The following is a 23,709-nucleotide window of genomic DNA, read 5'->3' as shown; positions in this document are numbered from 1 at the left end:
GCTCCTTATTGAGGAGCTTTTTTTACATTTTGTTCTTCTATGCTATTTACCCATAATTCTTTCTAATTCTGATGTTAATGTTTTAACATTGTTAACCATTTTAATAATAATACCATTAGAATCTACAATTAAATGAGTAGGGTATTGCTTTACTTTTAGCTTTTTAGCCATATACTCTTTTTGTTTAGGGATGGTTGGATATTTAAACTCTTTAGTTTCTAAAAACTCAACAAGTTCATCTTTTTTATCAAAAGCCAAACTAACAAATTCTATTTTGTCATCCTTGTACTTATCAACCAATTCATTTAGTTCAGGAAACTCTTCAACACATACCTTACAAGTAATAAACCAGCATTTTAATACTAACAATTTTCCTTTTGTATCGGCTTTATTGTGTGCCTTACCTTTTAAATCAACAAAATTATAATCAGGAAGTTTTTTACCTTCCATTTTAAAATATTGATGTGCTATTGAGGCTTTGCTAACAATTGATTTCTTGATTTTTTCGTCTGCAGAACCGTTAATCCCTGTAAGTTGATATTGTACTTTACCATCTTTTTCAGATTTAATAGGAATGTATGCACCCGTACGAAGTAAGGTTAAAAAGATTCCCTTTTCCATAACAGCTCCTTCATCATCTAAAGGAGTAAAAGTTGACATTAAGTCAATGTTTTCCTTTGTATAAGCTTCCCAATTATCAAAACTTTTCTGAATATCTTCACTATCAACAGAAATTGAACCTGTTGAAGATTCATTAACCGTTAAATCTTCTTCAGGAGTTTCTTCTTTAGAAGTTTCTACAGTCTCTACAGGAGTAGTAATTTCATTACTTTGGGCTACGATTTTATTTTCATTTTTTAATGAATCAGAATAAAAATCTAAGCCAAAAAACGAAACAGCAAAACCAACTCCTATTGATAATAAAGCAGGTATAATATTTCTCATTTCTTTAGAATTTTTTGTTAAAAAAACTTAATTCTGTTTACTAATATAGTTTTTTTTAATGAAACGATTAAATTTTCACCCTCCAGTTATGCTTGTCTTCCAATTTGTTATATTGAATGTTAAGTAGCTTATCTTTAAAGAAAGAAGCATAAGAATCACTTATTTCAGGTAGTTCAAAGGCTTCATTTTGGTGTTTAAACCCTTTTATAGGATTTATAACAGCAGCAGTACCAGAACCAAAGATCTCCTTTAGCTCACCTTGCCTTGCAGCTTCTTTAATTTCAGCAACTGAAACTCTTCTTACTTCAATGTCTATATTATAATCTTTTGCAAGTTGAATGATCGATTTACGAGTAACACCATCTAAAATACGGTCATTAGTTGGTGCAGTTACAAGTTTATCTCCTATTCTAAAAAAGATGTTCATTGTACCAGCTTCTTCTAGATATTCATGAGTATTAGCATCAGTCCAAATAATTTGTTGATAACCTTCTTTGTGAGCTAAACTAGTAGGGTAAAATTGTGCTGCATAGTTACCAGCCGCTTTAGCAAAACCAACACCACCATCAGCAGAACGACTATACTCTTCAGCAAAAATAACTCTAACTTCACCAGCGTAATACGATTGAGCAGGTGAGCAAATAATTATGAATTTATATTCTTCAGCAGGTGAAGCAGCAATAGCTCCTTCAGAAGCAATAATAAACGGACGAATGTATAATGAGTTTCCTATTCCTTTTTTAATCCATGCATTATCTAGTTCAAGAAGTTTTTTTAATCCTTCAAAAAATACATTTTCAGGAACTGGAGGCATTGCTAAACGAGCACCAGATTTATTGATTCTATGAAAATTCTCGTCTGGACGGAATAAAAATACATCATCATTATCATCTTTGTAAGCTTTCATTCCTTCAAAAACAGCCTGACCATAATGAAAAACTCTAGCAGAAGGCTCAAACGATAAAGGTCCGTAAGGCATAATTTTAGGTGTTTTCCATTCTCCATCAGCAAAGTCACAGATTAACATGTGGTCAGTAAAAGTGCGACCAAAAGCTAAGTTGTTAAAATCTACTGTATCTATTTTTGACTCTTGTATAAGCTCAATATCAATATTCATTGCGTTGTTGTTTTTAGAAGTGCCACGAAGATACGAAATCTAGCGGTATATTTAGAGTTTAGCTCCCTGCTTGGGGAAATATAAGTATATTTGTTGAATGTTAATTTTAAAATTTTGAAAATGAAAAGACTACTAGTTTTTGCTATAGTTTTAAGTATAGCAATTGTTGCTTGTAAAGTTGAGAAGAAAAATGAAACTTCTGATGTAAATAACTCTGAAGAACAAAAGATAGAATATGTATCGTTTGGAGATGAGATTACAGATGTGGATGCTATTTCTGCTGAAGAAATGCGTACTAAATTTAAAAATTTAAAAAAGGGAGATACCTTGAATATAAAATTTACTTCAACTATAAATGAAGTGTGTAAGAAAAAAGGGTGTTGGATGAAGTTAGATTTAGGTGAAGAACAAGAGTCAATGGTGCGTTTTAAAGAGTATGGTTTTTTCATGCCTTTAAATGCAGATAATAAAGAAGTGGTAGTAAACGGTAAAGCTTTTGTTACTGAGATTTCTGTTGAGGAATTACAACATTATGCTAAAGATGCAGGAAAATCAGAAGAAGAAATAGCAAAAATTACAGAACCAAAATACACTTATGCTTTTGAGGCTGATGGAGTGTTGATGAAAAAATAATGAAACAATTAATTATTGTTTTATTGGTGTCTTTGGTGCTTTTTTCTTGCAAAGAGGAAAGGAAACAACCAAAAGAGGAACTTATAATGTATCAGTCTTCTGAAATGGCAGCTTTAATGAATGCTATGTACGAAGGGAATATGACCATTAAAGATAAAATTTTAGAAGGAGAGCGAATAGGTGACTTTCCAGAAACCTATCTGAATATTCATAATGCTGTTTTAACAGACCCAGCAGATAGAAATGCAAGTTTTGAAGCTTTTTCTAAACTGTATATTCAAAATATGCAATTAGTATATTCTGGTTCTAAAGATTCTTTAAAACAAAATTTTAATCAAGCAGTAAACAGTTGTATTACCTGTCATAAGACTACTTGTACTGGGCCAATACCAAGAATTAAAAAATTACTGATTAAATAGTTTAGTTATAAAACGAGAAATTATCATAACGTCCGATGGTTCTACAACCATTCATTTACCAGAATGGAATGAACAATATCATTCTAAACACGGAGCAATACAAGAAGCATATCATGTATTCATTAGAAATGGACTGAAGTATGTTGATGCTAAAAATGTTTCTATTCTAGAAATAGGCTTTGGTACAGGACTTAATTCTTTTATCACGTTATTGGAAGCTAAAAAGGAGATTGATTATGTTGGAGTAGAGGCATATCCTGTAGCTAAAGAAGAAGTAGCAAAATTAAATTATGTTGCGGAGTTGGACGCCGATGACAAAAGAGAATTTTTTGAAAAAATTCACGAAGTTTCTTGGGAAGAAAAACACAACATTACTCCCAATTTTTCATTAACTAAGCGTAAACAGTTTTTTGCTGAAATTACTGATGAGAATTATTTCGATTTAATTTATTTTGATGCTTTTGGAGCAAGAGTACAACCTGACTTGTGGACAGAAGATATTTTTAGAATTATGTTTGCTGCGCTAAAATCAGAAGGTGTCTTGGTAACTTACTCAGCAAAGGGAAATGTAAGACGAGCAATGCAAGCAGTAGGTTTTGATGTTGAACGTTTACCTGGGCCTCCAGGTAAAAGAGAAATGTTACGAGCTACGAAAGTAGGCGAGTAATATTCAGCGTAGCTAAATGCTTCTCGGAACAAAAGTTAGGAAGTAATATTTTACGTAATTAGTGTAGAAATTAGAAAACAAACAAGTGGAATTTAAAAGACGTTTTGGTAACCGAAAAAGAGGAAATCCTAAAAGAGGGTTATTCTTAGTGATTTTATTAATTATTGTGTTGTATTTGTTCTTCAATGCAGAAAAAATTCTTGGAAGATTTTTATAAATGAAACCATTTAAATTTAAAGAGTTTATAGTGCATCAAGATAAAACAGCAATGAAAGTTGGTACTGATGCAGTATTGTTAGGTGCATGGTGTAATTTAGGAGATTATCCAGATACAATGCTAGATGTTGGTTCAGGTACAGGTGTTATTTCATTAATGTTAGCGCAACGAAGCGATGCCATGACTATTGATGCAGTAGAAGTAGATGGAGATGCTTATGAACAAACTGTAGAGAATTTTGAGCAGTCTGATTGGGGAGATAGACTCTTTTGTTACAATGCTTCTTTTGTAGAGTTTGCAGAAGAAATGGCAGAGGAAGAAGAAGAGTATGATATAATTATATCTAACCCGCCATTTTATACTGATAACTACGAAACAGAAGATGTAGCACGAAACAAAGCACGGTTTACGAGTTCTTTGTCTTTTGAAGAGTTATTAAAGGGAGTTAGTGAAATATTGTCCGAAAACGGAAGGTTTTCAACCATTATACCATTCAAAGAAGAAGAAAGCTTTATAGAACTAGCTAAAAAGCATAATTTATACCTAAACAGAGTTTGTCGAGTAAAAGGAACTCCTACTACTGAAATCAAACGTAGTTTATTAGAATTGTCTTTTGTAGAGAGTACAATCCAAGAAGAAGAGTTGATAATAGAAACAAAAAGGCACCAGTATACTGATGCCTATATTAATCTCACTAAAGATTTTTATTTGAAGATGTAATCTTTTATGAGGTTATACTTTCAAAATTTCTGTTTAGTTTTTAGTTATGTTCTTGTGAGGAATGTAGTTCTTCAGTGCCAGTTTTTATGACAGCAATAGGATTTTTGTTTTCATCAATAGCAACAAATGTAAATTCACCTTCAATGGCTTTTTCTCTGTGATGAGAGTACATCTGTTCAGTAAAAATTTTAACGGTGACTTTTAAACTTTTGTTACCTATATAACTTACTTTTCCTACTAATTCAATAATAGTTCCAGCAGGGATAGGCTTTTTAAAATCAATTTTATCACTATTTACGGTTACAACTTTTTGCCTACAGAATCGTGTTGCAGTAATAAAAGCAACTTCATCCATTAATTGCATGGCAGTTCCTCCAAAAAGGGTGTCATAGTGATTGGTTGTATTTGGAAATACAGCTTTGAAAATACGTGTTTCCGAATTTGCTATTTTTTCTTCTGTGGTCATTTTTAATAAATGTTAGGTGATTGAGGTAGCTGCTTTTTCATTTATATCTAGATATAAAGAAATAGAATTACTACGCTCTTTAAACTTTTATAATTAAATATTAATTTCAAAAGTTCTTTTAGATGCTTCGCAATGCTAAAAAACGATAAGATGTTTGAGGAGAAATAATGACATACCAAAAAGGCACAGCATTTCATAGAAGAAAGTGTGCGTTAAAAATATATCATCGGTATGACCCAAAAGCTTCAAATCGCGAAAGCATTGTCAATATCCGAATAGGCAGGTCTCCTGACTTATAACAGCTTTTATCATCCTTCCCGCTTTTGGCAGTGGATATACTAGGATAAAAACTTTTGGTGTGTTACTTACAGTTGCGCGACAGTTCGTGATTTGCACACGATTCCCTATTAATCTACAGCTAAGTAAAACCTTTCCGGTTGATGAAGTATGTAAAGAACTTATCGGGGTAAATGTATGTATTATTTTTTTAGAACTGGTAATAAAAAAAGCATCAATAAATTGATGCTTCATTTTGAAAAAGAAAATTTATAACTAATGTTTATTTTTTCCAGTTTTTAAGTTGGTCCAAGTATAGATAGCTTTCAACAAATTTTCTATGTTCTGTATTTGTCATAATTTCGAGAAGTTCTAACGCTGAAATATAACTAGCTAAATTTCCGTTTGAAGATAAAAACTTACCATCCTTAATAAAAGTCACTACGCTGTCGTTTTGCACTTTTAAATTTGGATAGTCTTTTTGTAGTTGCTCACCGCCGCCAATCCATGTTACAATTTTATGACCATCTGCTATGCCAGATTTACCAATTAAATTAGCTCCAGCACAATTACTAACAGTGTATTGGGTTTCTTGATTTTTTGTTTTTATAAAATCTACAACTTTATTATTGTGTACTTGTGCGTACATGTCGTATGCACTTGGTACAAACAAAGCTGTTAGTTTAGGGCAGTTTTCAAAAGTATAGTCAGGAACAAAATGCATTCCTTCTTCAGTAGTAATGGGTTTAGCTGTTTCAGCAATAGCTATTACATTAAAAAGTTGTTTGCCATCTTTGTTTGGTTTTCCAAAAACATCTGATGTTGCTATAACTTCTCCTTGTAAAACCCCATTAAACATTAAAAGTCCAATAGTTGGTAAATCAGGATTAAATGGCTTTAGGTGTTTAGTTAGTGTGTCAGATGGAGATATAACTTGTTCAACTTCTTCTGTTTTTTTATTGGTTTTCGATTTTTCTGAATTACAACTAACAGTAATAATTGTAAAAAGTAGTATTACTACAATGCTTAAATTTTTCATGCGTATTTTATTTAGTATCTCTTTGAGTAGGTTTAATAATCATTCTAAAATATTGGTCTTTATATATGTAATAGCCTAACCAGTTGTATAAAGTTCTTACTTTATTTTTGAAGTTAACAAGCCCCATAATATGTACAAAAATCCAAATTAACCAAGCGACAAAACCTTTTAAAGATTGTTTTTGTCCAGGAAAATCAAGTACAGCCTTATTTCTTCCAATAATAGCTAACGAGCCTTTGTCGTTGTATTGAAAAGTCTTCCAATTACCATGTTTTCTGTCAAGGTTTTTAGCCAAGTTTTTTGCCTGCTGTAATGCTGGTTGTGCTAATTGTGGATGTCCGTTAGGGTAGTTTTCATCTCCTAAAACTAAGGCACAGTCACCCAAAGCATAAATATTATCATATGAATGCACTAGGTTAAACTGATTTGTTTTTAATCTTCTACCAGGGCCAAAACTTTCTTTTGAAAAACCATCAAATGTTTTTGCAGATACACCAGCTGCCCAAATAAGGTTTTTGGTTTCTATTTTTTCTCCGTTTGATAAGTATACCGTTTCACCATCAAAGTCGTTAACCATTGTGTTCATAGTCAGAGTAACTCCGAGTTCACTTAGCTTTTGAGAAGTGTATTCTTGCGCTTTTTTTGACATAGGAGCTAATACAGAACTTTGACCATCGATAAGGTGTATTTCTCCAAAATCATTTTTATCTAACTCTGGATAATCTTTTATGATAATTGAAGTTTTAATTTCAGATAAAATTCCTGAAAGTTCAACACCAGTAGGACCCGCACCAGCGATCACAAAAGTTAAACACTTTTTCCTTTCTTCTGGATTCTGGATTCTAGTAGCACGGTCAAATCGAGTTAAAATAACATTTCTAAGAGATAAGGCATCACTAATAGTTTTCATTGGTAAACTATACTTTTGAATGCTTTTATTTCCAAAAAAATTAGTTTCTGTACCGGTAGCCATTACTAAAATGTCATATTCTATATCTCCATTACTTACTACAATTTTGTTTTCTTCTGGGACAACTTTTTCAAGAGTGCCGAGTCGAAAACGGGCGTTTTTAAATTTTCTTAAAATTTTTCTGAATGGATAGCTAATGGCAGATGGTTCCATAAAGCCTGTGGATACTTGGTAGATTAAAGGAGGAAAGAAATTGTAGTTGTTACTATCTACTAGAATTATCTGATAATTTTCTGAATTTCCTAATCCTTTTATAAGTTCTAATCCAGCAAAACCGCCGCCAACAACGACAATTTTTTTCATATTTTTCATAATGCTATTATGCCCTTAAATTAATATAAGTACAAAGGTAGTTAAGAAGATTTCAGTAAAAAATAAACTAGCTTAAGAAATGTTATTTTCTTTTAATTTCACTTAAATATTCAGGAGTTAACCCTAAGAAGCTTGCTAATAAATATTGGGGTACTCGTTGCACAAACTCAGGAAAGTCTTCTCTAAATCTAAAAAACATTTCTTCTTTAGAATAGCTGTTTATGTATTTTAAACGCATTAAAGCAGCTCCGTAAGCGGTTTCATAAATATTTCGGAAGTATTTTTCTAATAAAGGAAATTGATTTAATAACTCAGTATATTTTGAGGAAGAGATTGATAAAACTATAGAGTTTTCAACTGTCTCTATAGTAAAGTTAGAACGTTTTTGGTTTTGAAAAGCTAAAAAGTCAGTTAACCACCAATTCTCTAGAGCAAACTGTGTTGTTTTTTTGTAGCCTAAATTATCAATAAAATATAATTGTAAACAGCCTTTAGCAACAAAAAACAGTTTATCACAACGTTTATTTGTAGATAATAAAACTTCTTTTTTTTTATAGGACTGACAGTTAAAAAAAGAAAGTATTTCAGTTAGTTCTTTTTCTGAAAAAGAAGTGTAACCTTTAATATGTTCTATTAAAATACTTTTAGCCATTTGTTAGTGTAGTATTGAAATGTAAAAATACTAACTTTATAATTAGTTCTTTTTAACTAAAAAAGAAAAGGCACCCTTGTTTAGGTGCCTTTTTATTTGTTATTTGAAAATTTTTATCCCTTTATACTCTCAGGGTTATATCCTAAATAAGGCACTTCTTTTTCAACAAAATTAATTCCGTAATCTTCCAACTCTTTTAAAATTGGTTCGTATACTTCTTTGTTGATTGGTAATTGTACACCAGGAGTAGTAATATCACCATTTAAAATACGTACCGTAGCCATGGCTACAGGTAAACCAACAGTTTTAGCCATTGCAGTATAAGTTTGGTCATCACCTTTAATCACCATACTACTTTCAATTTGGTACTTGTCTTCTTTGTATTGGTATCCAAAAATATGGTGCATTACAATCATATCTTTATCTTCAGCTTCAAGAGTCCAAGAATCCATCAATATTTTTTGTAAAATTTCAGCTGGAGTTGCGTTTTTCAACCCTACTTTTTTATTCGGATTGAAGATGTCTAACTCTACAAATTTATCCCACATTAAATCATCTTGATCAATCTTTGCATATGAACGGAATTTTAATTCAACAGAATCTGAAGGAGAATAGGCTAAGAAAAGATTTGTAAAATCACGATAGCTCATGTTTTCAGAATCTTCAATAGTATAAGTATCATCAGTCATTCCCAATTGAACAAATACATTCCAAGCACGAGAAAATCCAACTTTACGAATTGTTCCTCTGTACATGGTTTTAATATCTTCTAAACCATAAATACTTCTATATTTTAAAGAATCACGGTTAGCATACGCTTCAAATTTTCCACTACCATTAATGGTTAAAAATTCAGTTCGTCTAAACAGTTTTTGATACGGAATATACTTATAGGTTCCTTCTTGAATAAACATTGAAGCTCCACCTTGACCAGCTAATACTACATTTCTTGGGTTCCAAGTAAATTTATAATTCCATAAATTAGTATCACTTTCAGGTGCTACCAATCCGCCACAAAAAGATTCAAATAATAGCATTTTGCCTCCCTGTTCCTTTATACGATCAATAACTTGCATAGCACTCATGTGATCGATTCCTGGATCCAAACCAATTTCGTTCATAAATACTAAGCCTTTAGCTTTAGCTTCTTTATCTAACGCTTTCATTTCATCAGAAATATATGAGGCGGTAACCATGTGCTTTCCGTAAGTAATACAATCTTTAGCTACTTCAATATGAAAACGAGCAGGTAACATTGAGATAACAATGTCAGCTTTTTGAATTGCTTGTGAGCGTTCCTCGGCGTTAAAAACATCTAACTGTATTGCTGTAGCATTTGAATGATTGTTAACTTTAGATTGAGCGCTTTCTAATGAAACATCACCAATAGTAATATGTAGGTTTTCTTGTGAAGATTTATCTAATAAATATTTTATAAGTGAAGAGCTTGATCTACCAGCACCAATTATCAATATATTTCTCATTATAATGTATTTTTGTTATCAATAAATTTTGAGGCGACAATATCGCTAAAAAAGTTTAAATTTAAACAAAAACTATAAAAATGTATAAAAATTTAACAACGACAGGGGGTTTAGGAGTGATTGCTGTTATTTTAGGAGCTTTTGGAGCTCATGCTTTAAAAACAAGATTAACACCAGAAGCTTTAGATAGTTTTGAAACAGCTGTACGTTATCAGTTTTTTCATGTGTTTTTATTACTTTTTGTAAACATGTTTACTGAGTTTACTAACAAAGAAAAGAACAAGATTAGCTATTTTTTAATAGCTGGAATTTTATTGTTTTCAGGATCAATTTATCTAATCCATCTAGCGAATGTTCCTGCAAAAGCAATTTGGTTTATAACACCATTAGGAGGAATACTATTAATAGTGGGTTGGAGTCTATTAACATATAGTTTTTTTAAAAAAGTTATTAAAAGTTAAAGTTGATAAAATCTTTGTATGATTCATCTTTTTAATCAAAAAGAACTATTTTTGTCCAAAATTAAACACAACTAAAATCTTTTAAGATGACAAATCTTGATACGAAAACGATATCGTTAGATAACTTAGGCATAAAAGACGCTACGGTTCGTTATCAATTAACTTCAGACGAGTTACACGACATCACTATTGAAAAAGAACAAGGAGTAGAAACCAGTTTTGGAGCATTAGCTGTTAAAACAGGTGAGTTCACAGGTCGTTCTCCAATGGATCGTTTTATTGTTAAAGACGATATAACTAAAGACCAAGTTTGGTGGGGAGATATTAATATTCCTTTCGATTCAGAAAAATTTGACAAGCTATACGATAAAGTAACAAACTATTTATCAAATAAAGAGGTATTTGTACGTGATAGTTATGCATGTGCAGATGAAGATTACAAACTAAATATTCGTGTTGTAAACGAATATCCATGGAGTAACATGTTTGCATACAACATGTTTTTACGTCCTACAGCTGAGGAGTTAAAAAACTTTTCTCCAGAGTGGACAGTAGTAAACGCTCCTGGTTTTATGGCAGATCCTGAGGTAGATGGAACGCGCCAACACAACTTTGCTATCTTAAACTTTACTAGAAAAGTAGCATTAATTGGTGGTACTGGATACACAGGAGAAATTAAAAAAGGTATTTTCTCTGCGTTGAACTTTATTTTACCAGTATTTAAAAACACATTACCAATGCACTGTTCTGCAAACGTTGGTAAAGAGGGGGATACTGCTATTTTCTTTGGATTATCAGGAACAGGTAAAACTACCTTATCTACCGATCCAAATCGTAGTTTGATTGGTGATGATGAGCATGGTTGGACTGCTGAAAACACTATCTTCAACTTTGAAGGAGGATGTTATGCAAAAGTAATCGACTTATCTCAAGAGAAAGAACCAGAGATTTACGGAGCAATTAAAAGAGGAGCAATCCTTGAAAATATTGTAATGGACGATAAAGGAAATGTAGATTTTGCAGATACATCAATTACACAAAATACACGTGTAAGTTACCCTATTTATCACATTGAAAATATTCAAACACCTTCAAAAGGTGCAAACCCAAAGAATATCTTCTTCTTAACAGCAGATGCTTTTGGAGTATTGCCTCCAATCTCTAAATTAACACCAGGGCAGGCAGCATATCACTTTATTTCTGGATACACAGCAAAAGTAGCAGGTACAGAGGCAGGAATTAACGAACCATTACCAAGTTTCTCAGCTTGTTTTGGAGCTCCATTTATGCCATTACACCCAACACGTTACGCTGAAATGTTAAGTAAGAAAATGCAAGAAGCAGGTGTAAACGTTTGGTTAATTAATACTGGATGGACAGGTGGTGCTTACGGTACTGGTAGCAGAATGAAATTAAAGTACACTCGTGCTATGATTACAGAAGCTTTAGAAGGTAATTTAGAAAATGTTGAATTTGTACAACACCCAATTTTTGGATTATCAATGCCAACTACTTGTGAAAATGTTCCTGATGAAGTATTAAATCCAAAGCAAACATGGGCAGACAAAGATGCTTATGATGCAAAAGCTATGGAATTAGCGAATTCATTTAGAAAGAACTTTGCTCAGTTTGAAGAAATGGCAAGTGAGGAAATTATTAAAGGAGGACCAATAGCGTAACCTTTAAAACATAAATACTAAGAAAGCATCCACTATGGATGCTTTTTTTGTGAAAAATACTCAGTATTTTAGCAATAAATAAATTTTAGCATGATTGTACAGGGAAATATAGTCGACATACAAAATAAACGAATCTTTAAAGGAGAAGTTGAGGTTAAAGAAGGAAAGATTATACAGATTAGAGAAGTAGAAAATGCTGTAGAAAACTATATTTTACCTGGATTTATTGATGCACATATCCATATTGAAAGTTCAATGTTAGTACCATCAGAGTTTGCTAAAATAGCAGTAACACATGGTACGGTAGCAACAGTATCTGATCCACATGAAATAGCCAATGTATTAGGGGTTAAAGGTGTGAATTTCATGATTGAAAACGGAAAAAAAGTTCCGTTAAAATTCAATTTTGGAGCGCCGTCTTGTGTACCAGCGACTTCTTTTGAAAGTGCAGGAGCAGTAATTGATTCAGAAGAAATCAAAAAGATGATGGAGAATCCTGATATCAAATATTTAGCAGAAATGATGAATTACCCGGGAGTTATTTATCAAGATGAAGAAGTGTTGAAAAAAATCGCTTGGGCAAAACATTACAACAAACCAGTAGATGGTCATGCACCTGGACTAAGAGGTGAAGATTTAGATAAATACATAGCGGCAGGAATTTATACCGACCACGAATGCTTTACCTATGAAGAAGGATTGGAGAAGTTAGAAAAAGGGATGAAAGTTATTATCCGTGAAGGAAGTGCTGCAAAAAACTTTGAAGCATTAATTGATTTACTACCTGAGCATTATGAGAATATGATGTTCTGTTCTGATGATAAGCATCCAGATGATTTGTTATTAGGACATATCAACCAATTATGTGAGCACGCAGTAGCGAAAGAAATAGATGTTTTTAAAGTATTGCAAGCTGCCTGTATAAATCCGGTAGAGCATTACAATTTGGATGTTGGGACTTTAAACGAAGGAGATGATGCTGATTTTATTGTGGTGAAAGACTTACAAAAGTTTGAAGTACTACAAACGTATATTAATGGTGAATTAGTAGCTGAGAAAGGAAAATCATTTGTAGAGCATGTAGATTTTGAAGTGTTGAATAATTTTGACACTGATAAAAAAAATGTTGCTGATTTTGAGTTCCATTCAGCATCTGAAAAGCTTCGAGTGATAGAAGCTCTAGACGGAGAATTGATGACGAATGAGATTGAAGCTGATTCGTTGATAAAAGAAGGAAATTTAGTTTCTGATGTAGCAAACGATGTGCTAAAAATGACGGTAGTAAATCGTTATCAAAATGCAGAACCTTCGATTGCGTTTATCAAAAACTTTGGATTAAAAGAAGGGGCGATAGCGAGTTCTGTAGGACATGATTCTCATAATATTATTGCTGTAGGAGTATCGGATGAATTGATTTGTAAGGCGGTAAATTTATTGATTGAAAATAAAGGAGGCGTTTGCGCTGTAACATCTTCTGAAGAAAAAGTAGTTCCGCTTCCCGTTGCAGGAATCATGTCAGATAAACCAGCAGTTGAAATAGGAAAAGCCTATGCAGAATTGGATGTGATGGCAAAACAATTAGGTAGTAAATTACGAGCTCCGTATATGACCTTATCTTTTATGGCATTGTTGGTAATTCCATCCTTAAAACTATCAGACAAAGGCTTGTTTGATGGGAACACATTTAAATTTACTTCTTTAGAAGTTAAATAAACGAGAGTTTGAAGACAGAAAAAATTATATTAGGGATTGACCCAGGAACTTCCATTATGGGATTTGGAATTATAAAGGTAGTAGGTAAAAAGATGGAATTTGTTCAAATGAATGAATTGCTCTTAAAAAAATATGACGATCATTATTTAAAACTCAAAATTATTTTTGAACGAACCATTGAATTGATTGATACTTACAATCCAGATGAAATAGCGTTGGAAGCTCCTTTTTATGGGAAGAATGTACAATCTATGTTGAAATTAGGACGCGCACAAGGAGTGGCCATGGCAGCAGGATTGTCAAGACAAATACCAGTAACGGAGTACGCACCTAAGAAAATAAAAATGGCCATTACAGGAAAAGGAACTTCAAGTAAAGAACAGGTAGCCTTAATGTTAAAATCGTTATTGAATTTAAAAGTGCTACCTAAAAACTTAGATGCAACGGATGGTTTAGCAGCTGCGGTGTGTCATTTTTATAATTCAGGAACAAAAGTAGGAGGTAAGAACTATACAGGTTGGGCAGCGTTTGTAAAGCAGAATCCAGGAAAAGTGAAATAATTTGGCAGGAATTTATCTACATATCCCATTTTGTAAGCAAGCATGTTATTATTGCGATTTTCACTTTTCTACTTCATTAAAAAAGAAAGAGGAGTTAGTTTCTTGCTTGGTGAAAGAGCTAGAATTGCGAAAGGAAGAGTTACAAAATGAAGAAATAGAAACGATTTATTTTGGAGGAGGAACCCCAAGTTTGTTGTCATTTGAAGAATTGAGGTTGTTAATAGATACTATTTATCAAAACTATGTAGTAATAGCCAACCCAGAAATTACCTTAGAAGCGAACCCAGATGATTTATCAGAAGAAAAAATAATTGAATTATCTAAAACCCCTGTTAATCGCTTAAGCATAGGAATACAATCTTTTTTTGAAGAAGATTTACAATTGATGAATCGAGCTCATAATGCACAAGAAGCAAAAAACTGCTTGTCTGTCGCGACACGCTACTTTGATAATATTACTATTGATTTGATTTACGGAGTTCCGAATATGAGTAATGAACGTTGGAGAGAAAATTTGCAAATTGCTTTTGATTTCGGAATCAATCATATTTCATCATATGCGTTAACGGTAGAACCTAAAACAGCATTAGATTCATTTATCAAGCAAGGAAAATATCCTGATGTTGACGAAACAGTAGCCAAAGAACATTTTGATGTTTTGGTAGCAGAAACCACTAAAAACGGATTTGTACATTACGAAATTTCCAATTTTGGAAAACCAAATTATTTTTCAAAACACAATACAAGTTACTGGCTAGGGAAAAAATATATAGGCATTGGTCCATCAGCACACTCGTTTAATAAAACACACCGTAGTTGGAATGTAGCTAACAATGCAAAATATATAAAAGCAATTCAAGAAGGAAAACTCCCTTTAGAAGAAGAAAAACTCACTAAGAAAGATCAGTTTAATGAATATTTAATGACAGGATTAAGAACCATTTGGGGAGTGTCGTTAGAGAAAATTGAGGAGGATTTCGGGGAAGAGTTTAGAAAAAACCTCCTTAAAAATGCTAAGAAATTTATCCAGCAAGGGCTACTAGTCATTACAAATGAAGTTTTGAAGACTACAGAAAAAGGAAAGTTCTTAGCAGATGGATTAGCTTCTGAATTATTTATTATTTAAGTATATTTGAGTATGATCGCAACAATTGAATATAACTCAAGAAAGTACAAAATAGATTTATCAAAACCACAAGACATTTCAATAGCTATTGATACCTCAAAAGAAAATGTAAATGCTTGGTATTTAGATGATCCTAAAATTTTCCCTGTTTCTGATGGGAATTGGATAGGAAGTGTACAACAAGGAGCAGATGTAAACTTTAATAATATCCAGTTTAATCCTCACTCACATATTACACATACCGAATGTGTGGGGCATATTACAGAAGAAGTTTATTCAGTAAACAAAGAGCTATCAAAATTTTTCTTCTTAGCTGAAGTAGTGACTATTGCTCCAGAACAGTTAAAAAATAAGGACTTTGTAATTTCAAAAAAACAATTACAAAATGTTTTAGGAAACAAAAAGCGCGATGCAATTGTAATCAGAACCTTACCAAACCTTTCAGACAAAAAATCGATGCGGTATTCAAATACAAATCCAACCTATTTGTTAGAAGAGGGTGCTATATACTTAAAAGAAAAAGGAATAGAACATTTACTAATTGATTTACCATCGGTAGACAAAGAAAAAGACGAAGGAAAATTGTTAGCACATAATGCTTTTTGGAATACACAAGGAGAAATTAGAATGCAGGCAACGATAACAGAGTTTATATATGTATCCAATAAAATAAAGGATGGAACCTACTTTTTAAACTTGATGGTAGCGCCATTTGAAAACGACGCTACACCCAGTAAACCTACACTTTACGAAATTATTTAAAACTTTTTTTGTTGGTGTATTTATTTTTTTACTAGTTTTACAGCTCAATCAAGAAATAATAATGACAATTTTTAATACATATAAGCAATGTAAATCGACTGTGGTAAGACACAGAAACGATCGGGCGATGTATGTATTATAACTATGTTTATATAAAATATAATGATTACAAAAAGTCCGACTGAAAAGTCGGACTTTTTACTTTTATAACTAGTAATAATAACCAAACTTTAACCATATGAAAAAACTATACTTTAACTATTTAAACACCTTTAAAGGGCTCTCAAACGAAGTTTGGTGGCTTTCATTAATAACTCTGATAAACAGAGCAGGAACCATGGTGATTCCGTTTTTATCATTGTACCTAACTAAGAGCCTACAGTTTACTTTAAAAGATGTAGGGTGGATTATGACTTGTTTTGGGTTAGGGTCTGTATTAGGATCTTGGTTAGGAGGTAAGTTAACCGATAAAATAGGTTTTTATAAAGTAATGAAGACTAGCTTGTTTTTGACGGGGTTACTTTTTATAGCCTTACAATTTGTAAATACTTTTGCAGGTTTTTGTATTGGTATTTTCTTAGTAATGTTAGTAGCAGATACGTTTAGACCAGCTATGTTTGTTGCATTAAGCACATATAGTAAACCAGAAAATAAAACACGTTCGGTAACGCTAATTCGTTTAGCAATTAACTTAGGTTTCTCAGCAGGTCCTGCAGTAGGTGGATTAATTATAACCTCGTTGGATTATAGTGGGCTGTTTTGGGTAGATGGAGTGACTTGTATTTTAGCTACTGTTTTATTAGTGAATGTATTAAACCCTAAGAAAGCAAAAGTTTTAGATGAAATAAAAGTAGAAAATCCACAATCGGTATTTTCAGATAAAGCTTTTTGGGTGTTCTTTGTAGGGATGTTCATTTTCGGATTTATTTTCTTACAATACTTCTCAACAATGCCTTTATATTACAAAGATGTTCATCATTTAACTGAGTTAGAAATAGGCTTATTAATGGGGCTTAATGGATTCTTTATCTTCTTATTAGAAATGCCTCTTATTAAATGGTTAGAAGAAAGTAAGTATACCAAAGAATTTTTAATGTTTTTTGGTTTATTATTAACAGGATTAAGTTTTGTTGTAATTAACTTAACCGGTTGGGTAGGAATTTTAATTGTAGGGATGTTATTTATGACCATAGGAGAGATGATCGCATTTCCTTTTTCAAATGCCTTCGTAATGGAACGTGCAAAAAAAGGAAACCAAGGAGAATACATGGCATATTATAGTATTGCATTTTCTATGTCACACATATTTGGACACAATTCAGGAATGCAATTAATTGATAATATTGGGTTTGATAACACATGGAATTTTATGATTGTATTATCGGGAATAGGAGTGTTATTTTTATTAATGTTAGTACGAATTGTTAAAAGAGAAAAAGTAATAGCATGAATTTAAATCAAGTAACAATTCCGTCTATAGATGTATATGCATCTGTTGTATTTTATAAAAAACTAGGCTTGCATCTTATTGTAGATGCAAGTCCTAGATATGTCCGGTTTGAAGTGCCAGATGGAGATGCAACTTTCTCAATTCATCAAGTAGAGAGTTTACCTAAAGGAGAAGGAATTACATTGTATTTTGAAGATGAGAATTTAGATGTGTTAGTAGAAAAATTACAAGAAAAAGGAATTCAATTCACCCAATTACCCAAAGATCAAACATGGTTATGGAGAGAAGCCCATTTGTTAGATCCAGATGGTAATAAATTAATTCTGTTTAAAGCAGGAGAGCATAGAAAAAATCCGCCTTGGCGAATCAATTAAGAAATAGAAGTTTTTATCTTTGAATGTTTAATAAGAAAGCAGAGAACATGAATATACAAGACGCACAAAAACAAGTAGATGATTGGATTAAAAATCACGGAGTTCGTTACTTTAACGAGTTAACAAATATGGCGCAACTAACAGAAGAAGTTGGAGAAGTAGCTCGAATTATTGCGCGTCGTTATGGAGAACAAAGTGAAAAAGAAAGTGATAAAAACAAAGATTTAGGGGAAGAATTGGCCGATGTAATGTTTGTTGTGTTGTGTTTGGCAAACCAAACAGGCGTAAACTTACAAGAAGCCTTTGATAAGAAGCTAGATATTAAAACTAAAAGAGATCACGATCGTCATCACAATAACAAAAAACTACAATAAATGAGTCTCATAAATAATATACAAAAAGGAAGTTTTTGGATTAATGTTTTAAAAGTAGGAACTCCATTTTTAATAATAGTAGCTGTATTTTCTCTATTTTTTAAAACAGGAGGAGCTATTTTTTCAGGAGACTTTGAAACTGTATACAATGTACACTTCGCAAACAAACAGTGGATTCGTTTTTGGTTGAGTAAGATAGTAATCACACTTATTTATAGTATATACATTGTAAATAAAAAAACGAAGTAGTTTTTTATGGATTTAAGACTAAAAACTGAAGAATTTAATTCAGGTACTCATATAACCATTTCAGGTTCAAAAAGTGAATCAAATAGATTGTTGATTTTACAACAGTTATATCCAGGTTTACAAATTGAAAATTTATCAGATTCTGACGATACACACCATTTACAAGGAGCGTTAACTTCTGATGATACAGTTGCAGACATTGGACATGCAGGAACTGCGATGCGTTTTTTAACTGCTTTTTTTGCAACACAAGAAGGTGTTACAAAAGTATTGCAAGGATCTGACCGTATGCATAATCGACCAATTGAAATCTTGGTTAATGCGCTTCGTGATTTAGGTGCTGATATAGAATATGAAAAAAAAGAAGGCTATCCACCGCTCAAAATAACAGGTAAGAAGTTAACGAGAAATAAAGTTTCAATTAACGGAAATGTGAGTAGTCAATACATTTCAGCATTAATGCTAATTGCTCCTAGCTTAGAAAAAGGACTGGAAATTGAATTGGTTGGAAAAATTACATCGGTTCCCTACATCAATATGACCTTACAGCTATTACATCAATTGAAGGTTGAAGCTGAGTTTAAAGGACAGGTTATTAAAATAAAACCTAAATTAACTGTAGAGAAACAAACAGTTGTAGTTGAGTCTGATTGGAGTTCAGCGTCTTATTTTTATTCGATTATTGCATTGAGTAAAATAGGCTCTTCTGTGAAATTATCAGCGTATAAAAAAGATAGTTTACAAGGAGATAGTTGCTTGGAAGAAATCTATAAGCATTTTGGAGTGACGACCACTTTTAAAGACAACTCAATTCTTTTAACCAAAGAAAGAGAACATAGTTCAGCTGTATTAAAAGAAAATTTAAAAAATGCACCAGATATAGCCCAAACTATTGCAGTTACATGTTTCGGATTAGGTGTTGCTTGTGATTTAACAGGGCTACATACCTTAAAAATTAAAGAGACTGATCGTTTAGAAGCATTACGTGAAGAGTTAACAAAATTAGGAGCAGATATTTCAGTTACTAATGAAAGTTTACACTTAAAACCATCTATAAAAATTAAAGAGAATATTCAAATAGCTACCTATAATGATCACCGAATGGCAATGGCATTTGCTCCGTTAGCATTAAAAGTTTCCATAGAAATTTTAGAAGCAGAAGTAGTAACTAAATCGTATAGAAGTTTTTGGAAAGATATGCTGAGTGTAGGAATTCAGAATGTTACCATAAAATAATAGGGCAATAGCTTGACAACCCCTATGTTGAAATTGTATATTTGCCACCGTTAAGAAAATTTTACAAATGAAATTATCAAATTTTAATTTTGAATTGCCAAAAGAATTATTGGCAGAGTATCCTTCAGAGCACAGAGATGAAGCACGATTAATGGTATTGCACCGTGACACACAAAAAATCGAGCATAAACTATTTAAAGATTTAATCGATTATTTTGATGAAGGAGATGTAATGATGTTGAACAATACGAAAGTATTTCCAGCCCGTATGTACGGAAACAAGGAAAAAACTGGAGCTCGTATTGAAGTATTCTTATTACGTGAGTTAAATGCTGAAAATCGTTTGTGGGATGTATTAGTAGATCCAGCAAGAAAAATAAGAATAGGTAATAAGTTATTCTTTGGAGATGATGAAAGTTTAGTAGCTGAAGTTATTGACAATACTACTTCACGTGGAAGAACATTACGTTTCTTATTTGATGGTCCTTACGATGAATTTAGAAAAAAATTAATCGAATTAGGAGAAACGCCATTACCAAAATACATAAAACGTGAGGTAGAGCCAGAAGACGAAGATCGTTACCAAACTATTTTTGCTAAGCACGAAGGAGCAGTAGCAGCACCAACAGCAGGATTACACTTTTCTAAGCACCTAATGAAGCGTTTAGAAATTAAAGGAGTAGATTTTGCTGAAACAACATTGCATGTAGGTTTAGGTACTTTTAACCCAGTAGAGGTTGAAGATTTATCTAAGCATAAAATGGATTCTGAGCAAATTATTATTCCGCAAGTTAGTGCAGATATGGTAAATAATGCTATTGCTAACAAGAAAAAAGTTTGTGCAGTAGGTACTACAGTGATGAGAACGATTGAATCATCAGTATCTTCTAGTAAGCAATTAAATGCTTATGAAGGATGGACAAACAAATTCATTTTCCCTCCATACGACTTTAGTATCGCTAACTGTATGGTAACAAACTTCCATACTCCAAAATCTACTTTATTAATGATGGTATCGGCGTTTGCTGGTCACGATTTTATGATGGAGGCTTACCAAGAAGCAATTAAAGAAAAATATAAATTTTACTCGTACGGAGATGCGATGTTAATTTTATAAAATAGTTTTTAAACCATTAACAAAACCTCACAAGCTACTTGTGAGGTTTTGTGTATTTTTGTACCTGATGACAGTAAAGAAGAAAGATATACGTGCATTAACCAAAGAACAACTCCGTGACTTTTTTGTTGAAAACGGAGATAAAGCCTTTCGAGGTAACCAAGTGTATGAATGGTTATGGCATAAAGCAGCGCATTCGTTTGATGATATGACAAGCTTATCTAAAGCAACAAGAAAAATGCTTGATGAGAACTTTGTAATCAATCATATTGAAGTTGATGCAATGCAGCGTAGTAATGATGGTACGATAAAAAATGCTATCAAGTTACATGATGGGTTAATTGTAGAGTCAGTTTTAATTCCTACCGAAAAACGTACTACAGCTTGTGTATCTAGTCAAGTGGGTTGTAGTTTAGATTGTAAATTTTGTGCCACAGCTCGTTTAAAACGCATGCGTAATTTAAATGCAGATGAGATCTATGATCAAGTTGTAGCAATTGATAAACAAAGTAGGTTATACCATAATCATAAATTGTCAAACATTGTTTTTATGGGAATGGGAGAACCTTTAATGAATTACAATAATGTAATTAAAGCTATTGATAAAATAACTTCGGATGAAGGCTTGGGAATGGCAGCTCGAAGAATTACTGTGTCAACTTCTGGCGTGCCTAAAATGATTAAAAAAATGGCAGATGATGAAGTACGTTTTAATTTAGCAGTTTCATTACATTCAGCCATTGATGAAGTTCGAACATCTATTATGCCATTCAATGCTACTTTCCCATTAAAAGATCTAAAAGAATCTTTGGAGTATTGGTATGAAAAGACTAAACGAAAAATAACATACGAGTATGTTGTTTGGAATGGAATTAATGATCGAAAAGAAGATATTGATGCACTGGTACAATTCTGTAAATATGTTCCGTGTAAGGTTAATTTAATAGAGTACAATCCAATAGATGACGGAGAATTTCAGCAAGCATCAGACAGAGCTTTGAATAATTATATTTCTAATCTTGAAATGAACGATATTGTGGTAAATGTGCGTCGTTCTAGAGGAAAAGATATTGATGCAGCTTGTGGGCAATTAGCAAATAAAAGTTAAAGATTAATTCCTTACTTTTGATATCTGAATGAAGCCAGTAGAGCAAATAAAACTTCCGATTGCTAAAGAAATGGAACTCTTTGAAACAAAGTTCAAAGATTCGATGTTGTCTAAAGTTCCATTATTAAACAGAATTACCTATTATATCGTTCGTAGAAAAGGAAAGCAAATGCGACCAATGTTTGTGTTTTTGGTAGCAAAAATGGTTTCTAATGGCGGTTTTGATGAACGAACATACCGAGGAGCTTCAGTAGTAGAATTAATCCACACAGCAACTTTGGTACACGATGATGTAGTTGATGATAGTAACCGCCGTAGAGGTTTTTTCTCAATCAATGCACTTTGGAAGAATAAAATAGCTGTCTTAGTAGGTGACTATTTACTATCTAAAGGATTATTACTCTCTATAGATAATGAAGATTTTGATTTACTGAAATTGATTTCGATTGCGGTTCGAGAAATGAGTGAAGGGGAGTTGTTACAGATTGAAAAAGCTCGTAAACTCGACATTACTGAAGAGGTTTATTTTGAAATTATTCGTCAAAAAACGGCAACGTTAATTGCAGCATGTTGTGGTATTGGTGCGGCATCAGTTGGTGCGAACAATGAAACAGTACAACAAATGCGAAAGTTCGGAGAATACATTGGTATTGCATTTCAAATTAAAGACGACTTATTTGATTATACTGAAGATAAAATAGGAAAACCAACAGGAATTGATATTAAAGAACAAAAGATGACACTTCCATTGATTTATACACTGAATACTTGTTCTCCTAAAGAAAAAACCTGGTTAATCAATTCGGTAAAAAAGCATAATAAAAACAAAAAAAGAGTAAAAGAAGTCATTGCTTTTGTAAAAGAAAATGGAGGGTTAGAATATACGACAGCTAAAATGCACGATTATAAAAATAAAGCATTAGCTATTCTTAATAATTACCCAGATTCAGAATATAAAAGTTCTTTGCTTCAAATGATTGATTATGTTGTGGAAAGGAAAATATAACTTTACTTGTATGAGATAAGCTAACTTTTATTTAGTGTTTTCTACGTATGCTTCATATTTTATTTTCTCATCTTTAGATATATCTTTTAGATGATTTATAATATCACTAGTTAAAAGATGTAGCTTAAATGTGTAGTTACGATTTTTTATGTTTTTATTTACTGTATAGGTTAAAATGAATAAAACCATACTGGTAGAGAAGAAAATGTATGAAAATACATTATGATTTAATAAAAGAATTGTTTTACTGTCTTGAGTGAGTGAAGATTTGGTTGATTTTTCTATAATGGTAACTATAAATTCAGGAAAGAAGAAAATTAAAGAAAAGCTAACCGTTAAAATTGATAGTAAAAGCAAGATAATCCTAAAAGAGTTTAAAGAAAAATCCTTGATACTTCTAAAAATAGATTTTTCTTCTATTTTTTTAAAGGTATTTTCAAACTCACGTATTTTTTGATCTGTAGTTTGGATTTTATATAGTTTGTAATTACGAATTTCCTCTTTAATCTTATTGTTGTTCATAGCTTCACATTATTTTTTATCAATTATACAAAAAACTGATAATTTTATGGTTGTT

26 protein-coding genes and 1 riboswitch are annotated in these 23,709 nt (G+C 32.2%); of the genes, 18 read left to right on the top strand and 8 right to left on the bottom strand.

What is annotated here, in order from left to right; translation table 11 throughout:
- Positions 1 to 42: 42 nt before the first annotated feature.
- Complete coding sequence (locus D6T69_RS15390) at positions 43 to 945, bottom strand: TlpA family protein disulfide reductase (RefSeq protein WP_125068931.1); 903 nt, start codon at positions 943 to 945, stop codon at positions 43 to 45.
- A 67-nt stretch (positions 946 to 1,012) separates the two neighbouring features.
- Positions 1,013 to 2,062, bottom strand: coding sequence for a branched-chain amino acid aminotransferase (locus D6T69_RS15385; protein ID WP_125068929.1), 1,050 nt, complete (start codon positions 2,060 to 2,062; stop codon positions 1,013 to 1,015).
- A gap of 120 nt (positions 2,063 to 2,182) precedes the next feature.
- Between D6T69_RS15385 and D6T69_RS15380 the strand changes: the two genes are divergently transcribed.
- The 4 genes from D6T69_RS15380 (at position 2,183) to D6T69_RS15365 (ending at position 4,718) form a co-directional block, all read left to right on the top strand.
- Complete coding sequence (locus D6T69_RS15380; protein WP_125068927.1) at positions 2,183 to 2,695, top strand: DUF4920 domain-containing protein; 513 nt, start codon at positions 2,183 to 2,185, stop codon at positions 2,693 to 2,695.
- Complete coding sequence (locus D6T69_RS15375) at positions 2,695 to 3,114, top strand: hypothetical protein (protein ID WP_125068925.1); 420 nt, start codon at positions 2,695 to 2,697, stop codon at positions 3,112 to 3,114. The genes D6T69_RS15380 and D6T69_RS15375 overlap by 1 nt, the downstream gene beginning before the upstream one ends.
- A gap of 7 nt (positions 3,115 to 3,121) precedes the next feature.
- Complete coding sequence (gene mnmD, locus D6T69_RS15370; RefSeq protein ID WP_125068923.1) at positions 3,122 to 3,781, top strand: tRNA (5-methylaminomethyl-2-thiouridine)(34)-methyltransferase MnmD; 660 nt, start codon at positions 3,122 to 3,124, stop codon at positions 3,779 to 3,781.
- A gap of 217 nt (positions 3,782 to 3,998) precedes the next feature.
- Positions 3,999 to 4,718 (top strand): tRNA1(Val) (adenine(37)-N6)-methyltransferase, encoded by a 720-nt coding sequence (locus D6T69_RS15365; RefSeq protein WP_125068921.1) that lies wholly within the window; start codon positions 3,999 to 4,001, stop codon positions 4,716 to 4,718.
- 40 nt (positions 4,719 to 4,758) lie between these two features.
- Here D6T69_RS15365 and D6T69_RS15360 read toward each other — a convergent pair whose 3' ends face one another.
- From D6T69_RS15360 to D6T69_RS15340, 5 genes are all read right to left on the bottom strand, one after another.
- Positions 4,759 to 5,184, bottom strand: a complete 426-nt coding sequence (locus D6T69_RS15360) for an acyl-CoA thioesterase (RefSeq protein WP_125068919.1) — start codon at positions 5,182 to 5,184, stop codon at positions 4,759 to 4,761.
- 261 nt (positions 5,185 to 5,445) lie between these two features.
- A riboswitch (cobalamin riboswitch) is annotated at positions 5,446 to 5,632 on the bottom strand.
- Between the two features lie 111 nt (positions 5,633 to 5,743).
- Positions 5,744 to 6,499, bottom strand: a complete 756-nt coding sequence (locus tag D6T69_RS15355; RefSeq protein WP_125068917.1) for a DJ-1/PfpI family protein — start codon at positions 6,497 to 6,499, stop codon at positions 5,744 to 5,746.
- Between the two features lie 7 nt (positions 6,500 to 6,506).
- Positions 6,507 to 7,781: an NAD(P)/FAD-dependent oxidoreductase gene (locus tag D6T69_RS15350; RefSeq protein ID WP_125068915.1), complete on the bottom strand. Its 1,275-nt coding sequence runs from the start codon at positions 7,779 to 7,781 to the stop codon at positions 6,507 to 6,509.
- Positions 7,782 to 7,863: 82 nt separating this feature from the next.
- A complete protein-coding gene (locus tag D6T69_RS15345; protein WP_125068913.1) occupies positions 7,864 to 8,433 on the bottom strand; it encodes a Crp/Fnr family transcriptional regulator in 570 nt (189 codons plus the stop codon).
- A 113-nt stretch (positions 8,434 to 8,546) separates the two neighbouring features.
- Positions 8,547 to 9,917, bottom strand: coding sequence for a saccharopine dehydrogenase family protein (locus D6T69_RS15340; RefSeq protein ID WP_125068911.1), 1,371 nt, complete (start codon positions 9,915 to 9,917; stop codon positions 8,547 to 8,549).
- Positions 9,918 to 9,997: 80 nt separating this feature from the next.
- On the opposite strand from D6T69_RS15340, the gene D6T69_RS15335 reads away from it, so the two are divergent.
- The 14 genes from D6T69_RS15335 to D6T69_RS15270 all read left to right on the top strand — a co-directional run bounded on the left by D6T69_RS15335 (position 9,998) and on the right by D6T69_RS15270 (position 23,132).
- Positions 9,998 to 10,378, top strand: coding sequence for a DUF423 domain-containing protein (locus D6T69_RS15335; protein WP_125068909.1), 381 nt, complete (start codon positions 9,998 to 10,000; stop codon positions 10,376 to 10,378).
- Between the two features lie 86 nt (positions 10,379 to 10,464).
- Positions 10,465 to 12,057 (top strand): phosphoenolpyruvate carboxykinase (ATP), encoded by a 1,593-nt coding sequence (pckA, locus tag D6T69_RS15330; RefSeq protein WP_125068907.1) that lies wholly within the window; start codon positions 10,465 to 10,467, stop codon positions 12,055 to 12,057.
- Between the two features lie 90 nt (positions 12,058 to 12,147).
- Positions 12,148 to 13,770, top strand: coding sequence for an adenine deaminase (ade, locus tag D6T69_RS15325; protein ID WP_125068905.1), 1,623 nt, complete (start codon positions 12,148 to 12,150; stop codon positions 13,768 to 13,770).
- An 8-nt stretch (positions 13,771 to 13,778) separates the two neighbouring features.
- Positions 13,779 to 14,330 (top strand): crossover junction endodeoxyribonuclease RuvC, encoded by a 552-nt coding sequence (ruvC, locus tag D6T69_RS15320; protein WP_125068903.1) that lies wholly within the window; start codon positions 13,779 to 13,781, stop codon positions 14,328 to 14,330.
- Between the two features lies 1 nt (position 14,331).
- Positions 14,332 to 15,456, top strand: a complete 1,125-nt coding sequence (hemW, locus tag D6T69_RS15315) for a radical SAM family heme chaperone HemW (RefSeq protein WP_125068901.1) — start codon at positions 14,332 to 14,334, stop codon at positions 15,454 to 15,456.
- 12 nt (positions 15,457 to 15,468) lie between these two features.
- On the top strand, positions 15,469 to 16,218 hold the full coding sequence (locus D6T69_RS15310) for a cyclase family protein (protein ID WP_125068899.1): 750 nt from the start codon (positions 15,469 to 15,471) through the stop codon (positions 16,216 to 16,218).
- Between the two features lie 238 nt (positions 16,219 to 16,456).
- The gene (locus tag D6T69_RS15305; protein WP_125068897.1) at positions 16,457 to 17,668 is read left to right on the top strand and encodes an MDR family MFS transporter; all 1,212 of its coding nucleotides are present in this window, start codon (positions 16,457 to 16,459) and stop codon (positions 17,666 to 17,668) included.
- Entirely contained in the window at positions 17,665 to 18,042 is a 378-nt protein-coding gene (locus D6T69_RS15300; RefSeq protein ID WP_125068895.1) for a VOC family protein, read from the top strand. The genes D6T69_RS15305 and D6T69_RS15300 overlap by 4 nt, the downstream gene beginning before the upstream one ends.
- A 47-nt stretch (positions 18,043 to 18,089) precedes the next feature.
- The gene (locus D6T69_RS15295; protein WP_073182681.1) at positions 18,090 to 18,416 is read left to right on the top strand and encodes a nucleotide pyrophosphohydrolase; all 327 of its coding nucleotides are present in this window, start codon (positions 18,090 to 18,092) and stop codon (positions 18,414 to 18,416) included.
- Positions 18,417 to 18,665, top strand: coding sequence for a hypothetical protein (locus D6T69_RS15290; protein ID WP_125068893.1), 249 nt, complete (start codon positions 18,417 to 18,419; stop codon positions 18,663 to 18,665). It abuts the gene before it with no gap.
- Between the two features lie 6 nt (positions 18,666 to 18,671).
- Positions 18,672 to 19,901 (top strand): 3-phosphoshikimate 1-carboxyvinyltransferase, encoded by a 1,230-nt coding sequence (locus tag D6T69_RS15285; protein ID WP_125068890.1) that lies wholly within the window; start codon positions 18,672 to 18,674, stop codon positions 19,899 to 19,901.
- 67 nt (positions 19,902 to 19,968) lie between these two features.
- Positions 19,969 to 21,018 (top strand): tRNA preQ1(34) S-adenosylmethionine ribosyltransferase-isomerase QueA, encoded by a 1,050-nt coding sequence (queA, locus tag D6T69_RS15280; RefSeq protein ID WP_125068888.1) that lies wholly within the window; start codon positions 19,969 to 19,971, stop codon positions 21,016 to 21,018.
- A gap of 67 nt (positions 21,019 to 21,085) precedes the next feature.
- Complete coding sequence (gene rlmN / locus D6T69_RS15275; RefSeq protein WP_125068886.1) at positions 21,086 to 22,126, top strand: 23S rRNA (adenine(2503)-C(2))-methyltransferase RlmN; 1,041 nt, start codon at positions 21,086 to 21,088, stop codon at positions 22,124 to 22,126.
- A gap of 28 nt (positions 22,127 to 22,154) precedes the next feature.
- Positions 22,155 to 23,132 (top strand): polyprenyl synthetase family protein, encoded by a 978-nt coding sequence (locus D6T69_RS15270; protein WP_125068885.1) that lies wholly within the window; start codon positions 22,155 to 22,157, stop codon positions 23,130 to 23,132.
- Positions 23,133 to 23,159: 27 nt separating this feature from the next.
- On the opposite strand, the gene D6T69_RS15265 is transcribed toward D6T69_RS15270, so the two are convergent.
- The gene (locus D6T69_RS15265) at positions 23,160 to 23,654 is read right to left on the bottom strand and encodes a hypothetical protein (protein WP_125068884.1); all 495 of its coding nucleotides are present in this window, start codon (positions 23,652 to 23,654) and stop codon (positions 23,160 to 23,162) included.
- Between the last annotated feature and the right edge of the window lie 55 nt (positions 23,655 to 23,709).

Source organism: Tenacibaculum singaporense (assembly GCF_003867015.1).
Taxonomy (GTDB): Bacteria; Bacteroidota; Bacteroidia; order Flavobacteriales; family Flavobacteriaceae; genus Polaribacter; species Polaribacter singaporensis.
The sequence above is the reverse complement of the archived record's forward strand: the minus strand, read 5'-3'. Positions and strand labels throughout refer to the sequence as shown.

Bases quoted from the DNA above. Each gene is read 5' to 3' on its own strand.
- D6T69_RS15390 (WP_125068931.1), bottom strand. From the start codon at position 945: ATGAGAAATATTATACCTGCTTTATTATCAATAGGAGTTGGTTTTGCT.
- D6T69_RS15385 (WP_125068929.1), bottom strand. From the start codon at position 2,062: ATGAATATTGATATTGAGCTTATACAAGAGTCAAAAATAGATACAGTA.
- D6T69_RS15380 (WP_125068927.1), top strand. From the start codon at position 2,183: ATGAAAAGACTACTAGTTTTTGCTATAGTTTTAAGTATAGCAATTGTT.
- D6T69_RS15375 (WP_125068925.1), top strand. From the start codon at position 2,695: ATGAAACAATTAATTATTGTTTTATTGGTGTCTTTGGTGCTTTTTTCT.
- D6T69_RS15365 (WP_125068921.1), top strand. From the start codon at position 3,999: ATGAAACCATTTAAATTTAAAGAGTTTATAGTGCATCAAGATAAAACA.
- D6T69_RS15360 (WP_125068919.1), bottom strand. From the start codon at position 5,184: ATGACCACAGAAGAAAAAATAGCAAATTCGGAAACACGTATTTTCAAA.
- D6T69_RS15355 (WP_125068917.1), bottom strand. From the start codon at position 6,499: ATGAAAAATTTAAGCATTGTAGTAATACTACTTTTTACAATTATTACT.
- D6T69_RS15350 (WP_125068915.1), bottom strand. From the start codon at position 7,781: ATGAAAAATATGAAAAAAATTGTCGTTGTTGGCGGCGGTTTTGCTGGA.
- D6T69_RS15345 (WP_125068913.1), bottom strand. From the start codon at position 8,433: ATGGCTAAAAGTATTTTAATAGAACATATTAAAGGTTACACTTCTTTT.
- D6T69_RS15340 (WP_125068911.1), bottom strand. From the start codon at position 9,917: ATGAGAAATATATTGATAATTGGTGCTGGTAGATCAAGCTCTTCACTT.
- D6T69_RS15335 (WP_125068909.1), top strand. From the start codon at position 9,998: ATGTATAAAAATTTAACAACGACAGGGGGTTTAGGAGTGATTGCTGTT.
- pckA (WP_125068907.1), top strand. From the start codon at position 10,465: ATGACAAATCTTGATACGAAAACGATATCGTTAGATAACTTAGGCATA.
- ade (WP_125068905.1), top strand. From the start codon at position 12,148: ATGATTGTACAGGGAAATATAGTCGACATACAAAATAAACGAATCTTT.
- D6T69_RS15310 (WP_125068899.1), top strand. From the start codon at position 15,469: ATGATCGCAACAATTGAATATAACTCAAGAAAGTACAAAATAGATTTA.
- D6T69_RS15305 (WP_125068897.1), top strand. From the start codon at position 16,457: ATGAAAAAACTATACTTTAACTATTTAAACACCTTTAAAGGGCTCTCA.
- D6T69_RS15300 (WP_125068895.1), top strand. From the start codon at position 17,665: ATGAATTTAAATCAAGTAACAATTCCGTCTATAGATGTATATGCATCT.
- D6T69_RS15295 (WP_073182681.1), top strand. From the start codon at position 18,090: ATGAATATACAAGACGCACAAAAACAAGTAGATGATTGGATTAAAAAT.
- D6T69_RS15290 (WP_125068893.1), top strand. From the start codon at position 18,417: ATGAGTCTCATAAATAATATACAAAAAGGAAGTTTTTGGATTAATGTT.
- D6T69_RS15285 (WP_125068890.1), top strand. From the start codon at position 18,672: ATGGATTTAAGACTAAAAACTGAAGAATTTAATTCAGGTACTCATATA.
- queA (WP_125068888.1), top strand. From the start codon at position 19,969: ATGAAATTATCAAATTTTAATTTTGAATTGCCAAAAGAATTATTGGCA.
- rlmN (WP_125068886.1), top strand. From the start codon at position 21,086: ATGACAGTAAAGAAGAAAGATATACGTGCATTAACCAAAGAACAACTC.
- D6T69_RS15270 (WP_125068885.1), top strand. From the start codon at position 22,155: ATGAAGCCAGTAGAGCAAATAAAACTTCCGATTGCTAAAGAAATGGAA.
- D6T69_RS15265 (WP_125068884.1), bottom strand. From the start codon at position 23,654: ATGAACAACAATAAGATTAAAGAGGAAATTCGTAATTACAAACTATAT.